Origin of the sequence: Bacillus subtilis subsp. subtilis str. 168 (genome assembly GCF_000009045.1) — a bacterium.
GTDB lineage: Bacteria > Bacillota > Bacilli > Bacillales > Bacillaceae > Bacillus > Bacillus subtilis.
Genome location: NC_000964.3, coordinates 1,369,861 through 1,383,251, shown reverse-complemented (window position 1 = coordinate 1,383,251; position 13,391 = coordinate 1,369,861). Strand labels below are relative to the sequence as shown.

Annotated in this window: 18 protein-coding genes and 2 other RNA genes; 5 read left to right on the top strand and 15 right to left on the bottom strand. The window is 44.9% G+C overall.

From position 1 onward, the window contains the following. Positions 1–104: 104 nt before the first annotated feature. Positions 105–575, top strand: coding sequence for a guanine deaminase (guaN, locus tag BSU_13170; protein ID NP_389200.1), 471 nt, complete (start codon positions 105–107; stop codon positions 573–575). 49 nt (positions 576–624) lie between these two features. Here the strand turns inward: guaN and ykzN are convergent, their stop codons facing one another. Further along, positions 625–795, bottom strand: a complete 171-nt coding sequence (gene ykzN / locus BSU_13169; protein YP_003097717.1) for a hypothetical protein — start codon at positions 793–795, stop codon at positions 625–627. 26 nt (positions 796–821) lie between these two features. After that, a complete protein-coding gene (gene ohrB / locus BSU_13160) occupies positions 822–1,232 on the bottom strand; it encodes an organic hydroperoxide resistance reductase B (protein NP_389199.1) in 411 nt (136 codons plus the stop codon). Between the two features lie 142 nt (positions 1,233–1,374). Here ohrB and ohrR point away from each other — a divergent pair, with 142 nt between their 5' ends. After that, positions 1,375–1,818, top strand: coding sequence for a transcriptional regulator sensing organic peroxides (gene ohrR, locus BSU_13150; protein ID NP_389198.1), 444 nt, complete (start codon positions 1,375–1,377; stop codon positions 1,816–1,818). A 30-nt stretch (positions 1,819–1,848) separates the two neighbouring features. Here ohrR and ohrA read toward each other — a convergent pair whose 3' ends face one another. From ohrA to ykjA, 11 genes are all read right to left on the bottom strand, one after another. Further along, complete coding sequence (ohrA, locus tag BSU_13140; RefSeq protein ID NP_389197.1) at positions 1,849–2,274, bottom strand: peroxiredoxin; 426 nt, start codon at positions 2,272–2,274, stop codon at positions 1,849–1,851. 125 nt (positions 2,275–2,399) lie between these two features. After that, on the bottom strand, positions 2,400–3,647 hold the full coding sequence (proA, locus tag BSU_13130) for a gamma-glutamyl phosphate reductase (protein NP_389196.2): 1,248 nt from the start codon (positions 3,645–3,647) through the stop codon (positions 2,400–2,402). A gap of 11 nt (positions 3,648–3,658) precedes the next feature. Next, positions 3,659–4,756 (bottom strand): glutamate 5-kinase, encoded by a 1,098-nt coding sequence (gene proB, locus BSU_13120; RefSeq protein NP_389195.2) that lies wholly within the window; start codon positions 4,754–4,756, stop codon positions 3,659–3,661. A 52-nt stretch (positions 4,757–4,808) separates the two neighbouring features. Further along, positions 4,809–5,019: T-box riboswitch specific of proline tRNA (gene pswB, locus BSU_misc_RNA_17), an RNA gene on the bottom strand. A gap of 87 nt (positions 5,020–5,106) precedes the next feature. Next, positions 5,107–6,009, bottom strand: a complete 903-nt coding sequence (gene purU, locus BSU_13110; RefSeq protein ID NP_389194.2) for a formyltetrahydrofolate hydrolase — start codon at positions 6,007–6,009, stop codon at positions 5,107–5,109. 70 nt (positions 6,010–6,079) lie between these two features. Then, on the bottom strand, positions 6,080–6,397 hold the full coding sequence (gdnD, locus tag BSU_13100; RefSeq protein NP_389193.1) for a guanidinium efflux transporter subunit: 318 nt from the start codon (positions 6,395–6,397) through the stop codon (positions 6,080–6,082). Further along, positions 6,397–6,735: a guanidinium efflux transporter subunit gene (gdnC, locus tag BSU_13090; protein ID NP_389192.1), complete on the bottom strand. Its 339-nt coding sequence runs from the start codon at positions 6,733–6,735 to the stop codon at positions 6,397–6,399. The genes gdnD and gdnC overlap by 1 nt, the downstream gene beginning before the upstream one ends. 77 nt (positions 6,736–6,812) lie before the next feature. After that, positions 6,813–6,924: guanidine-sensing riboswitch (binds free guanidinium) (gene gdwA / locus BSU_misc_RNA_16), an RNA gene on the bottom strand. Positions 6,925–6,956: 32 nt separating this feature from the next. Continuing rightward, complete coding sequence (gene ykkB, locus BSU_13080) at positions 6,957–7,475, bottom strand: putative N-acetyltransferase (protein ID NP_389191.1); 519 nt, start codon at positions 7,473–7,475, stop codon at positions 6,957–6,959. Next, complete coding sequence (ykkA, locus tag BSU_13070) at positions 7,465–7,992, bottom strand: hypothetical protein (RefSeq protein NP_389190.1); 528 nt, start codon at positions 7,990–7,992, stop codon at positions 7,465–7,467. Before ykkA ends, ykkB begins: the two co-directional genes overlap by 11 nt. Before the next feature lie 91 nt (positions 7,993–8,083). Then, positions 8,084–8,815 (bottom strand): conserved membrane protein of unknown function, encoded by a 732-nt coding sequence (gene ykjA / locus BSU_13060; RefSeq protein NP_389189.1) that lies wholly within the window; start codon positions 8,813–8,815, stop codon positions 8,084–8,086. 144 nt (positions 8,816–8,959) lie between these two features. On the opposite strand from ykjA, the gene ykzH reads away from it, so the two are divergent. Beyond that, entirely contained in the window at positions 8,960–9,184 is a 225-nt protein-coding gene (ykzH, locus tag BSU_13050) for a hypothetical protein (RefSeq protein ID NP_389188.1), read from the top strand. Positions 9,185–9,260: 76 nt separating this feature from the next. Here ykzH and hmpA read toward each other — a convergent pair whose 3' ends face one another. Together hmpA and ykhA are read right to left on the bottom strand one after the other, a co-directional pair. After that, on the bottom strand, positions 9,261–10,460 hold the full coding sequence (gene hmpA / locus BSU_13040) for a flavohemoglobin (protein NP_389187.1): 1,200 nt from the start codon (positions 10,458–10,460) through the stop codon (positions 9,261–9,263). 238 nt (positions 10,461–10,698) lie between these two features. Next, positions 10,699–11,217: a promiscuous acyl-CoA thioesterase gene (ykhA, locus tag BSU_13030; RefSeq protein ID NP_389186.2), complete on the bottom strand. Its 519-nt coding sequence runs from the start codon at positions 11,215–11,217 to the stop codon at positions 10,699–10,701. A 159-nt stretch (positions 11,218–11,376) separates the two neighbouring features. Between ykhA and ddaH the strand changes: the two genes are divergently transcribed. Next, complete coding sequence (ddaH, locus tag BSU_13020) at positions 11,377–12,237, top strand: N(G),N(G)-dimethylarginine dimethylaminohydrolase (RefSeq protein ID NP_389185.2); 861 nt, start codon at positions 11,377–11,379, stop codon at positions 12,235–12,237. Positions 12,238–12,326: 89 nt separating this feature from the next. Next, positions 12,327–13,376 carry a 6-phosphogluconolactonase gene (gene pgl / locus BSU_13010; RefSeq protein ID NP_389184.1) on the top strand — a complete coding sequence of 350 codons (1,050 nt, stop codon included), beginning with the start codon at positions 12,327–12,329 and terminating at the stop codon, positions 13,374–13,376. Positions 13,377–13,391 lie beyond the last annotated feature (15 nt).

Here is a 13,391-nt window from a genome sequence, read left to right as displayed (position 1 = left end):
TAGCAAATCCCCCAAATACTTTGTTTATTTTGCACTTTTTTAAGAATGTTCTTTGCATTCTTTTCGGCTATACTAATAACACTCTATTGACAGGAGGGATTGGGATGAATCATGAAACGTTCTTAAAACGGGCTGTCACTCTCGCATGTGAAGGAGTGAATGCAGGAATCGGCGGGCCTTTTGGAGCCGTTATCGTGAAAGACGGAGCCATTATTGCAGAGGGACAGAACAACGTCACAACAAGCAATGATCCGACTGCCCACGCGGAAGTCACAGCTATTCGGAAAGCCTGTAAGGTGCTAGGAGCCTACCAGCTTGATGACTGCATTTTGTATACGAGCTGTGAACCATGCCCAATGTGCTTGGGCGCCATCTACTGGGCCCGGCCTAAAGCCGTTTTCTATGCAGCTGAGCACACAGACGCTGCCGAAGCCGGGTTTGATGATTCATTCATTTATAAAGAAATTGATAAACCTGCTGAAGAAAGAACGATCCCCTTTTATCAAGTGACACTAACAGAGCATTTATCCCCGTTTCAAGCATGGCGGAACTTCGCCAATAAGAAAGAATATTAAAAGGATCAGGCATGCGCGGCCTGGTCCTTGTTATTTCTCCAAGTAGCCGCTATGCCCTGTGCAAATACAAAACAGCATATACGCGCAATTCAGCACGGCAGACACCGTGCCAGCCACCCGCTTCATCTGTAACTTTTGGTTTAAAGGCATGCTTCAAACGCTTCTCTGAAGTTTTATCATAAATCTGTGCCCGCCCCGCATGTCCGACACCAAAAAACATCCTGAGAATCCTCAGGATGCCGGTCATTATTTTAATTCTAGTTTTACATCAACATTTCCTCTGGTTGCCTTTGAGTAAGGACAGAATTCATGAGCGGCGTTGACAAGCTCTTGTGCCTTTTCCCGATCTAAATCTTTCGTGTTCACAACAAGTGTGACACCGATTTTAAACCCGCCGTCGCTCTCATCCTTCATGAGGCTGACCTGCCCTTCAATCTCCGAATCAATTTCGATATTCTGCTCTTTGGCTACGTGTTCGAGCGCGCCGCCGAAGCATGCAGCATACCCTGCCGCAAAGAGCTGTTCCGGATTTGTGCCGGTTTGTCCTTCTTTTTTGGCATTTGGCATGACAATATCAAAATCAAGAACACCGTCATCTGATGTAATATGTCCTGCTCGTCCGCCTCGCGCGGTTACTTTTGCTGTAAATAGTGCCATATTTCCCAACCTCCTTATTTGTATCTAGTTGTTATATTTCCCTTTCTGATCTTTTTAAACATGCTATGTTTGCCGAGAATAGGAAAAGTGAGGTTTTTCAGATACAATAGAATCGAATGACAAAAAAGAGTTGGTGAACAAAATGGAAAATAAATTTGATCATATGAAATTGGAGAATCAGCTTTGTTTTTTGCTATATGCGAGTTCGCGGGAGATGACAAAGCAATACAAGCCGCTGCTTGATAAGCTGAATATAACATACCCTCAATATTTGGCTTTGCTTTTGTTATGGGAACATGAAACGCTTACTGTCAAAAAAATGGGCGAACAGCTGTATTTAGATTCAGGAACGCTCACTCCGATGCTTAAACGAATGGAACAACAGGGTTTGATTACGAGAAAAAGATCTGAAGAGGATGAGCGGTCCGTGTTGATCAGCCTGACAGAGGACGGAGCGTTATTAAAAGAAAAAGCGGTTGACATTCCAGGGACAATTCTGGGGCTCTCAAAGCAGTCTGGGGAGGATCTCAAACAGTTAAAGTCCGCTCTATATACATTACTGGAAACACTTCATCAAAAAAATTGAGGATGCCTTGTACAGGCATCCTCTTTTTATTTATTCAGCAACTTCAAGTGTCACATCAATATTTCCGGAGGTTGCTTTTGAGTACGGGCAGACGCCGTGCGCTTTTTTCACAAGCGCCTCCAATTCTGATGCACTGACTCCTTCTCCTTTTACTTGCAGCGTCACACCCAGCTTATAGCCCTGGTCCGCTTCATCCTTTAACAGGCTAACATTTGCTGTAACCTCTGTCTCTACTTTTACCCGTTCTGTTCTTGCGACAAGCTGCAGGGCGCTGTCAAAGCAAGCTGCATAACCTGCTGCAAACAGCTGCTCTGGATTTGTCGCTTTTTCTAATTTCTTGGCTCTCGGTGTCCCCGGCATTGCGACATCAAGCTCAAGAACGCGGTCTGATGAAATGACCTTTCCTTCTCTTCCTCCTACCGCTGAAACAGTTGCGGTAAATAATGGCTGACTCATTTTTCATTCCCCCAATATATTTTATACAATTAAATTGTACACAATTAAATTTGAAATGTCAATTTTTCGCGTATAAAAAAGCTTATCTCGTAATGAGATAAGCTTTTTCATTGAACATTACCCCGCTATTCACGGATTTGCCCAGTTCCTTTAATGATGTATTTTGTAGAAGTCAGTGCAGGAAGCCCCATCGGTCCTCTTGCATGAAGCTTTTGCGTGCTGATGCCGATTTCGGCTCCGTAGCCGAATTCAAAGCCGTCGGTAAAGCGGGTTGACGCGTTATGATAGACAGCGGCAGCATCGACAGCCGTTTGAAAATATACCGCATTTTTGTCATTTTCAGTTAAAATCGCTTCAGAATGATTGGTGCCGTATTGTTGGATATGCTTTACAGCTTCTTGGACGTTTTCAACCGTCTTTACGCTGAGGACAGGCGCTAAAAATTCGGTTTCCCAATCTTCTTTTGATGCTTGTTTGCTTGAAGGATGAAGTTCACATACCAATTCATCACCGCGAATTTCAACTCCCGCGTTTTCCAGCTGGTCCAGCAATTCTTTTCCGTGCTGTCTTGCCCAAGCCTTGTGAATCAGCAATGATTCAATCGCGTTGCATACAGAAGGGCGCTGCGTTTTGGCATTTACAACAACCTTTTCTGCCATTTGCGGTTTGGCTGTTTCGTCAATGAATATGTGGCAGTTTCCTGCTCCCGTTTCTAATACAGGAACTGTTGATTCTCTCACAACGAGATCAATCAGTTTCTTGCCTCCGCGCGGAATCAATACGTCTAAGCCATCATTTAACGTAAAGAGCTCTTTTGCTGTCTCTCTGCTCGTATCCTCAATCAGCTGCACAGCGTGAATCGGAAGCGCTGATTGCTCAAGTGCTCTGTAAATGACACTGACGAGCGCTTTGTTGCTGTGGATGGCTGAGGAGCTTCCCCGCAGCACAACCGCGTTCCCTGTCTTCAGGCAAAGGGTAGCCGCATCAACTGTGACGTTTGGCCTCGCCTCATAAATCATTCCTACGACACCGAGCGGCACACGGATTTTTTCAATAAACAGGCCGTTTTCTTTTTCAATCGTTTCAAGAGAGTCGCCGATTGGGTCCGCTAAGTCGATTAAGAGCTCCACCGCGTCCGCGATATCGCGTATCCGTTTCTCATCCAATGAGAGACGGTCAATGATGTCCGGTGTTAAACCATTCTCTTTTCCGTTCACAATGTCTTTTGCATTCTCCGCCAAGAGAAAATCCAGTTCTTTGCGGAGTCCGTTTGCAATGAGGCTGAGCGCCTCATCCTTCTCGGCTGTTGTTTTCATGATCATTTCGGCTGCTGCTTCTTTCGCCAGCTTCGCTTTTACAGAAACTTCACTCATTTTTCCGCCTCCTAGTCTTTTACATTGACCCAGTCATTCCTATGAATAACCTCAAACGTTTTCTCAAAATCAAGTTCGTCACTGCGTTTGCCTTTAGCCTCCATAATCTCCTCGGAGGAGTAATGAGTTTGGCCTTTGCCGATCACGCCGCCCGGTCCCCTGACTTCCACAACCGCCCCTTTCGGAAAGCTTCCGTTCACGCCCACAACTCCAGCGGGCAAAAGGCTGCTTCCATTATGGATCATCGCCTCTTCGGCACCCGCATCAATGATAATTTCTCCCGATATCGGCGAGTGGAACTGAATCCACTGCCTTGTGTTGTTAACCGAAGATAGTTCTTTGTCTCCGATATAAGTGCCGTCTCCCCTGCCGTCCAAAATGTCCGCAAGTTTTTGCTCTCCGCTGCCAGTTCCAATGAATACTTTCACTCCCAGAGACAGCGCGGTTTGTGTGGCTAACAGCTTTGATTTCATTCCGCCGGTGCCGACCTTTGATCCAGCTGAACCTGCATATCCAAGCAATTCAGGCGTGATCTCTGGCAAATAATCAAATCGTTTCGCCTCAGGATTTTCATTTGGATTGGCATCATACAGTCCGTTAATGTCAGTGAGAATCATGAGCTGGTCCGCGTGAATCAATCCGCTGACTAACGCAGAAAGCATATCATTATCTCCGAATGTCAATTCTTCAACAGATGTAGAATCGTTCTCGTTGATAATCGGAATGACGCCCCGCTCTAATAATTCCATTATCGTAGCATACGCGTTTCGATACCGTTCTCTTTTCGAAAAATCATTTCTCGTTAAAAGGATTTGTCCCGGAGTCAGTGAGTATTGTTTAAATTGATTCATATATTGCTGCATTAACAGTGTTTGTCCGACCGCGGCCGCCGCCTGTTTTCCTTTGATGGTAACGGGACGGGATGGATAACCGAGGCTGGAAAACCCCGCCGCTACGGCACCCGAGGTAATCAGAATCATTTCATGCCCCGCTTTTTTTAACACGGAAATCGCCTGAACATGCTCTCTGATTTTTGCCTCATCAATGCTTCCTTTGCTATTCGTGAGCGAACTGCTTCCTATTTTCACTACTATTCTTTGTTTTTTCATTTATTCTCCTCCGCGGCTCTTCTACAATAAAAAAACCCATTTCATCCTGATTCATAAGGACGAAATGGGTTTCCGTGGTACCACCTTGATTGAACGCGCTTGTGCACGCTCCGCTCTCCTGTAACGCCAGGTTATGCGCCTAGGTTTTCCCCCTAGGACTCCAAGGCAGGTTCGGCAGGTTTCATGCGGCAAAATGTTTCAGCGATTCATTTTGCTCTCTGTCACAGAAAGGTCTGCTTACTAATCCTCTTCAACGCTCAATGATTTTTTTATATTATGCAAAGAAAAAAGACACTTGTCAAGGTTTTTTGTCATCAAAAATAGCCCGCATTGCGCGGGCCTCTTGCAGTCTAGTTAAAGACGATTGTTTTATTTTCATGAACGATGACACGGTCTTCCAAATGCCATTTCACAGCACGGGCAAGCACGCTGCGCTCAATTGTTCTTCCGATGTTTTTCAGCGCTTCCGCATTATCGCGGTGGTCCACACGCTCAATATCCTGTTCAATGATCGGCCCTTCATCAAGATCGTTTGTCACATAATGAGATGTCGCACCGATCAGTTTCACGCCGCGCTCGTAGGCCCGTTTGTACGGATTCGCACCGATAAAAGCTGGCAGGAATGAATGGTGGATATTGATGATGCGATTCGGATGAGCCGAAACAAAATCAGGAGTTAGAATCTGCATATAGCGTGCGAGCACGATCACATCAACATCGTACTGCTCCAGCAGTTCAAGCTGCTTCTTTTCGACTTCCGCTCTGATGTCTTTGTTCGCTTTCATATAGTGGAATGGAATGTTCAGGCGCTCAACCAGCTCTCTCGCTTCCTCATGGTTACTGATGACAACAGCGATCTCCGCCATCAGGTTGCCGGTTTGCCATTCCCAAATCAGCTCATGCAGGCAGTGGAGCTCCTTTGAAACGAAAATGGCGACACGCTTCAGTTCGCTCGCCAAAGTTAAGCTCCATGTCATGTCGAATTTTTCCGCAACAGAGGCAAACGCTGCCTGAAGTGATGATTTTTTTTCACGAATGCCTGCGCAGTCGAATTCGATTCTCAGGAAGAACCGGCCGCCTTCAGGGTCTGTCGTATATTGATTTGATTCTATAATATTGGCACCGTGTTCAAATAAAAACGCGGAAACTGCAGAGACGATACCCGGCTGATCGGGGCAGCTGACCAAGAGCCGACCTTTATCCTCATTTCCGTCACGGTATTCGTCCAACCGCTGAGTCATATATGATTTCATGAATAATCCCTCTTATCTTTGTAAGTCTAAACTATTTATCCATTATACTGAAGATTTGATAAAAATCAATTTATGACAGAATTTTTAAACCAACTGCTGAGCATAAAATCAACGCGATAAAGAAGATCCGTTTGGCGTCTTTCTGCTCCTTGTAAAAGAGGATGCCGATAAGCGCCCCGCCGGCGGTGCCAATTCCTGTCCAGACCGCGTAAGCCGTTCCCATCGGAGTGGTTTCCATTGCGTACGACAGCAAGGAAAATGAAGCGGCAAAACCAACAATGATCAACAGCACCCATTTCACGCTTTTTTCTTTCGCATATTGATTCATAAGGGCCACGCCGGCCATTTCTAAACAGCCCGCGCACAATAAACTGATCCAGTGCAGCATTATGCCTCGCCTCCTTTTTCCTCTGTCTCATCCTGTGTCACAAGCTTCAACCCGATTACACCGATTAAGAGCACGCCAATTAACAATAGCTTCGGCCATCCAACCGGTTCATGAAAAAGAACGATTTCACTAAGTACTGTTCCCGCTGTGCCGAGCCCGGTAAAGACGGCATACACGGTACCAACAGGCAGACTGTGAGTCGCCTTCATTAGAAGGTAAAAGCTGAATATGATGCCGATGGCAGTGCCGCTCCATGTTAAGGCTGAGTCAGCGTGCTTTAAGCCTATCACCCAAACAACCTCGAAAACAGCGGCAAGCACGACCAATCCCCATTTCATTTTGAGTCATTCCTTTCTATCTATTAAGATTCTCCGAAAACAAAAAAACCCCGGACAGTCGTCTCACATGAGATTGACTCTCCCGGGCTTTTTTCCCTCCGTGTGCATACGCGCTTCTATTTACGCGTATGTGTTTTCTCTCGGACCAGTCCATGTCAATTGACATGCGGAACCCTAGAAAACTTTACATGATATCATGATACTAAACTCAGCTCTATCTTTCAATTGTAAGATTTTCTTTCATATACCGCGATCGGTTTATTCCATTTTCTGATCGTTTTGCTGTAATGCATGCCGATTTTCTCCGCTACCCGTATGGACGCTTTGTTACCCGGATCAATCAAAGCCGCCATTTTGCCGAACTGCCGCTCGTTAAAGCCATAGTCCAGACAGGCCCGAGCCGCTTCTTGCGCATAGCCGTTCCCCCAGTGGCGGCGGGCAAACATATAGCCAATTTCCATTACGGTTTGATTTTCGATCTGCTGGGGAACGATGCCGCATTGCCCCAAAAACTCCCCTGTCCGCTTATCTTCGGCGATCCACAGACTAACGCCGTACCCTTTTTCATTTCGTTGGTTCCAATTGACCCACTCGCGGGTTTGCCTCTTATCTTTTAAACCGGAATAATATGTCATGACGTCAGGATCATTAAAAAGCAGCCCAAACAAAGTGGCTTGATCCCGATCTTCCATACAGCGCAAACGAATTCGATCAGTCACAAGCTTCGTTTTAGCGTTCATACTTCGCCACATCCTGCTTCCATTCTTTTTTGAGAGCTTCAATATGTGCCTGATGATAGCGGTTATGATCTGCCATATGCCAAATTCCCCATCGTATCGTCGCGGTGTCACCTTCGAAGGAAAGCGGCTGGTTCAAAGCATTTTCAGTTAAAGTGAAGCATACCGATTTCAGCTTCTCTACTACATGCTGATGTCTTTTCAGGAGTTCATCTAAGTCTGGCTGATTCACCGGTTCAGGCAGCCGTCCGCTTTCATCTGTCATCGGGCCGTATGCCTGTTCAATATGGTCCGGGATCCGATTTTCCTTGATACGCCAGACCCATCTGATATCAACATTTGTGATATGGTGCAAAAGCTGAGCCGTGCTGTTTTTTGTTTGGCAGCGCCCCTTATAGTAAAGTTCACTGTGTGTCATATGGCTTACGATGGAAGCCAGACGGAGACTGTTTTCTTCCACTGCGGAATACAGCAAACTGACCGTTGGCGCCATGTCGTTTCTTATGGATAAGTCCTTCATGTTCAGTTCCCCTCCTAACTAGGTACATTTGACACCAAACAAAAATTCCCTTTAAAAAAGAAAAAAGCTCTCATTACAAGAGAGAGCCATCTTAATTGTTATTTCCCGGTTTATATAAGTAAGGATCATGCTGCGGTTCATTAGCGGTATTTAAATCAAGGGATATATCACCGCGTGCATTCATCGTGCCAAGGATAATCGAAGACAGCAGTTTGGGGCTGTACCCTTTTTCCTCAAGCTTCTCAAACAGCCAGGATCGGTTTTTTTGGAGATATTTCAAATTATGATCAAGGATTTCGCCATCCAGTATGAGCGGAATCGGGATAAAATTCCGTTCAGCTTCCATATTCAAATCCCGCACCTGCACCGCTCTCGCTTCCTCTTTCGGGATGACGCTTACTTCTCCCGTTTCTTCAATGATAGCAAGATCAATGTCAGCCGGGTCGGCATAGCCCTTTTCCCTCAGCTTTCCGAGCAGCTCATTAACAGTCAGCCTTTCTTTACGAAGGCCGCGTTCATCAATATCCCCGTTTCGGATTAGGACAGTCGGGCTCACGACTAGGAGCCATCGCCATTTATTAGATAAAGAGAGCTTGCTCATGATAAGATAAAGCACCAAAAAAGCACCCGCATAATAAATTGACATCGGCAGCTTGGATGTAAGGATCGGCTCACTGATAATGGTTCCGATTGCGAAGGTCAAAAGCAGGTCAAAATTGTTCATTTGTGACACAGCTTTTTTACCGGCAAGCCGAAACAAAATATATGCAATCGAAAATACGATAACTGGCTTCAGTAAAAATACCCATACCATCCATAACACCGATCTTTACCTCCATCCGCTGGTCATATTGAGCCTATTGTGCCCCGTGGCAGGCCCTCTATGCATCAGTGTCTAGGCGAACGTGCATATCGCCTGAACATAACATAATAGAAAGTGACACCGATTGGAGGCGCAATACGCAATATGAAAAATCAGAAGTCGAATACCCTTTGGCCCTTTGATCTGCCATTGGCTCCCCAACCCGAGGGCTACCAGCAGCAAACAATCGACAGGCTGGCCGGTTTGGAGCTAAGAATGAAGCAACTAATTAGAGCGATTGAGGTAAACAATGAATTGCTGAGAACAATGCAAGAACAGCAAAACCGTGTATGCACAAATGGCAGCGGGTCTGTGATTGTCCGGATGTAGAAACCGGCGCTTGTCTGCCTTCTTATATCTCAATAAAAAACTCTTCTCTGAAAGGAGAAGAGTTTCATGTATGTGTTCAAACGGACTGCGCCAAACTTAATTGCGGGCCGAATAGCTCGTAATGGATAGACTCCGGCGCTGATCCGAGCTCTGATACAAGCTTATGCATTGCCGTAATAAACGACGGTGAACCGCAAATATAGTAATCCGCATCTGTGTTGGCAATCAGTTCTTTGAGGAATTGCTGATCAATCTGTCCTTCATGAAAATGCAGATCACCTGCACGGTCTTCCTCTGTCGGCTCGCGATACACAAATGCTGTTTTAACAGCAGAATGTTTTGCTGCTTCTTCTACTTCATGGCGCAATGCATGATATTCACTGTTTTTCGCCGCATGAATGAACAGAATTTGCCGTTCAGGCTGTTTGGAAACAGATGTTTTCAGCATGCTGATCATTGGTGTAATGCCAACTCCGGCACTGATCAAAACGAGATCTTTTTGTGATGCATGATCTAAAACAAAGTCCCCTGCCGGTGCGCTGATCTCTATTGAATCTCCCTCCTGCAGCCCATCGTGTAAGTAGGAAGACACGACACCATCTTTCTTCACTGAAATTCGATAATAGTCTTTTCCCGGCATATCAGACAGGCTGTACTGGCGGATATGCGTATATTCAGAATCAGGAATCCGCACTTTGATGCTGATATATTGCCCTGCTTGGAATTCAGGTAACGGCTTGCTGTCTTCCGGTTTCAAATAGAAGGATGTAATTTCTTTGCTTTCCCGCTCTTTTTTTGCGATAACGAATGGCTTATACTCCTTCCAGCCGCCGGCTTGCTCTTCAGCCTGTTCATACATGTCTTTTTCAATTCCGATGAACGCGTCAGCAATGACTCCGTACGCTTTTTCCCATGCCTGCATAATGTCAGGAGTTGCAGCGTCTCCCAATACATCTTTAATCGCAATCAGCAAATATTTACCGACGATTGGGTAGTGCTCAGGCTTAATTCCGATACTGCGGTGCTTGTGGCCGATTTGTTTGACAACCGGAATGATGTTTCCTAATTGGTCAATGTTTGCCGCAGCTGCAATAACGGCATTTGCCAGTGCAGTTCGCTGTGTTTTTTTCTTTTGGTTTGTTTGATTAAAAATGTTCAAAAGCTCTGGATGGTCTTGAAACATCCGATCGTAAAAACGGCCAGTGATTGTTTCTCCATGCTGTTGCAATACGGGTACAGTGCTTTTAATAATTTCGATTGTTTTGTTATCTAACATTTTATAAACAATCCTTTCGAAAAGATGTATTTAAAATATATCTTTAAAATACATGATCTTACGAATAAAAGATATATCTAAAATGAATCTTTAATAAAGTTGTCACAAAATTATCAATTTAACATGACATTTGTTGCTTTTTTATAGAATCCCCTAGCAAAAACGGACTAACCATTGTAATAATCACCATTGAAAAGTACAAAAAAACCCAAAACAACTTATGTTTTGGGTTTAACGTTCACCAAGGCTTATCAGTTCCGAGCGCATTTGCAAGCGCCTGGCTGTGTCTCTTGCGGTTCTTACGTTCATTAGCACGCTGTACAGCTGTATTATGCAGCATGATTTCTTCTTCTGTTTCCGGTACAACCCTCGGTACAGGCACCGGCTTGCCATTTGAATCTAATGCGACAAATGTCAAAAAGGATGTGGCAGCGAGTTCCCGTTCGCCAGTCATCAAATGCTCCTTAATAACTTTCACAAATACTTCCATGGAAGATGTGCCGACCCATGTCACATATGACTCTAGGCAGACAGAATCCTTTTGCCCGATCGGCTTTAAAAAATCTACAGAATCCATTGAAGCTGTTACCGTTTCACGTCTGCAATGGCGCGCCGCTGAAATAGAGGCAATGTCGTCTATGTAGCTCATTAATTTTCCGCCAAACAGCGTATTATGGTTGTTCGTGTCAAGCGGGAACACCCTGCTGGTTTTCACAACCTTTGACTCTTTACAAAATCTTGTTTCCGGTGTTTCCATACCTTTCTCCCCTTTGATGTCTGATCTTTTAGCTAAATGCACTTATATTCTCCTATTAAACAATATTCTCTTCCATTTGTCTAAAATTTAAAATGGTTTAATGATTTTCATGATGAGGGAATAATAAATGTATTCTTCACACTTTAGGAGGAAAAACAAATGGACGTATCCATCCCGAAATCTCAGCACAAAACGGTATGCCGAACGGAATACGGCACACTTCAAAAAGTGATCTTATGCAAACCTGAGCACATGACCATAAAAGATGTTATAAACGAAACACAAAAACATTTTGAAGATGACAATATTCATGTAAAAACCGCTAACGACCAGCACAGCCGCTTAGTGGAGGCACTTAGGTCACACAACGTTGAGGTCGTCCTTTTGCCCGTTCGCGACGGACTCCCAGAACAGGTTTTTACTAGGGACATAGGATTTGTCATCGGAGAAAAAGCCTTTCTGTCAAGCATGACTGAACCGATTCGCCAAGGAGAAGAAGCCGTTATAAAAGATTTTTTTCACAGCCAAGGTATCTCTTACACCCGCATGCTTGATACGAGTATTGAAGGCGGAGACGTCATTATCGATGATGACATTGTCTATGTCGGAATCAGCCAGCGCACCGACATTTCAGCTATCGGCCAGCTAGAAGAGGCACTTCCTGAATATACGATCGTTCCAGTGAAGCTTCATGAAAAATTTTTGCATTTGGACTGCGTATTTAACATTATATCTGAAAGCGAAGCGTTAATTTATTCACAGGCCATTGAGCCAGATGCAGCCGATATGCTGGCAAAACGTTATGATCTTATTGAGGTGCCCGAGGACGAACAATTTACGCTTGGCACCAACGTCCTTTCAATCGGAAAAAAAACGATCATCAGTCTCCCTGGCAACCGCCATGTCAATCAACAGCTATCGAAAAGAGGCTATCACATTATCGAAATTGACCTGTCAGAAATTATTAAATCAGGCGGCTCCTTCAGGTGCTGCACAATGCCGCTGATTCGAGGCGAATGAAGAATCTTCCCCTTTTTCATGTTTTGAACAGCTTATTTTATCAAGATACGTTAATATAGAGGTGACATCATTTTTAAGGGGGAAATCGCATGACAAAATACATAGGATATGTGGGAACATATACAAAAGGCGGAAGCGAAGGAATTTATTCATTTGAGCTTGATACTGAGAAAAAAGCACTCAGCGAGCCAAAGCTGGCCGCTAAGCTGGGCAACCCGACATATGTGGCGACGAATAAAAACAACACCATCCTTTATTCCATCGAAAAAGCAGACGGCCAAGGCGGAGTTGCTGCCTATCAAATCGATAAAAACAGCGGCGAATTGACATTTCTGAATCATCAGTTAATTGATGGCCCTTCGCCATGCCACGTAAGCGTTGATGATCAAAATCAATTCGTACTGACTGCCAATTATCACAGCGGGAAGGTACACGTTTTTCCGGTTCAGGAAGACGGCAGCTTGCAATCACCTGTTTCAGAGGCCGCTCACACAGGAAAAGGGCCGCACGAAAGACAAGAAAAACCGCATACACACTACGCGGGGTTCACACCTGAACACAATTATGTGGTAGCGGTTGATTTAGGTATAGATAAGCTCTACACCTATAAGCTTAAAGACGGTGTGTTGACTGAATCCGGAAGCCATTCCTTCGCTCCCGGTGCAGGACCTCGCCATATCGCTTTTCATCCGAAAGAAAAATACGCTTATGTCATGACAGAATTAAGCAATGAAGTGATTGCGCTTGAATACAACCCGACAGCCGGCGAATTTAGAGAAATCCAAGTCGTTTCTGCCATCCCTGATGATTTTACAGATAACAGCCAGGGAAGCGCAATACATGTCACGCAGGACGGACGTTTTGTTTATGTCGCAAACCGCGGCCATGACAGTATCGCCGTATTTGAAGTGAATCAATATTCAGGAGAGCTGGCTTTCGTAGAAAGAGTGTCGACAGAAGGAAACTGGCCTCGTGACTTTGTATTTGACCCAACGGAAGGGTTCCTCGTTGCTTCAAATGAAGAAACAGGCAACCTTGTCTTGTTTGAAAGAGACAAAGAAACCGGCCGATTGACACTCCTCCCATCAACGGTTTCTGTCCCTTACCCGGTTTGTGTAAAGTTTTTACATCAAGTATAAACAAATGGAGTGGCT

Excerpts from the sequence above, each read along its gene's own strand:
- guaN (NP_389200.1), top strand. The coding sequence starts at position 105 with ATGAATCATGAAACGTTCTTAAAACGGGCTGTCACTCTCGCATGTGAA.
- ykzN (YP_003097717.1), bottom strand. The coding sequence starts at position 795 with ATGTTTTTTGGTGTCGGACATGCGGGGCGGGCACAGATTTATGATAAA.
- ohrB (NP_389199.1), bottom strand. The coding sequence starts at position 1,232 with ATGGCACTATTTACAGCAAAAGTAACCGCGCGAGGCGGACGAGCAGGA.
- ohrR (NP_389198.1), top strand. The coding sequence starts at position 1,375 with ATGGAAAATAAATTTGATCATATGAAATTGGAGAATCAGCTTTGTTTT.
- ohrA (NP_389197.1), bottom strand. The coding sequence starts at position 2,274 with ATGAGTCAGCCATTATTTACCGCAACTGTTTCAGCGGTAGGAGGAAGA.
- proA (NP_389196.2), bottom strand. The coding sequence starts at position 3,647 with ATGAGTGAAGTTTCTGTAAAAGCGAAGCTGGCGAAAGAAGCAGCAGCC.
- proB (NP_389195.2), bottom strand. The coding sequence starts at position 4,756 with ATGAAAAAACAAAGAATAGTAGTGAAAATAGGAAGCAGTTCGCTCACG.
- purU (NP_389194.2), bottom strand. The coding sequence starts at position 6,009 with ATGAAATCATATATGACTCAGCGGTTGGACGAATACCGTGACGGAAAT.
- gdnD (NP_389193.1), bottom strand. The coding sequence starts at position 6,397 with ATGCTGCACTGGATCAGTTTATTGTGCGCGGGCTGTTTAGAAATGGCC.
- gdnC (NP_389192.1), bottom strand. The coding sequence starts at position 6,735 with ATGAAATGGGGATTGGTCGTGCTTGCCGCTGTTTTCGAGGTTGTTTGG.
- ykkB (NP_389191.1), bottom strand. The coding sequence starts at position 7,475 with ATGAACGCTAAAACGAAGCTTGTGACTGATCGAATTCGTTTGCGCTGT.
- ykkA (NP_389190.1), bottom strand. The coding sequence starts at position 7,992 with ATGAAGGACTTATCCATAAGAAACGACATGGCGCCAACGGTCAGTTTG.
- ykzH (NP_389188.1), top strand. The coding sequence starts at position 8,960 with ATGAAAAATCAGAAGTCGAATACCCTTTGGCCCTTTGATCTGCCATTG.
- hmpA (NP_389187.1), bottom strand. The coding sequence starts at position 10,460 with ATGTTAGATAACAAAACAATCGAAATTATTAAAAGCACTGTACCCGTA.
- ykhA (NP_389186.2), bottom strand. The coding sequence starts at position 11,217 with ATGGAAACACCGGAAACAAGATTTTGTAAAGAGTCAAAGGTTGTGAAA.
- ddaH (NP_389185.2), top strand. The coding sequence starts at position 11,377 with ATGGACGTATCCATCCCGAAATCTCAGCACAAAACGGTATGCCGAACG.
- pgl (NP_389184.1), top strand. The coding sequence starts at position 12,327 with ATGACAAAATACATAGGATATGTGGGAACATATACAAAAGGCGGAAGC.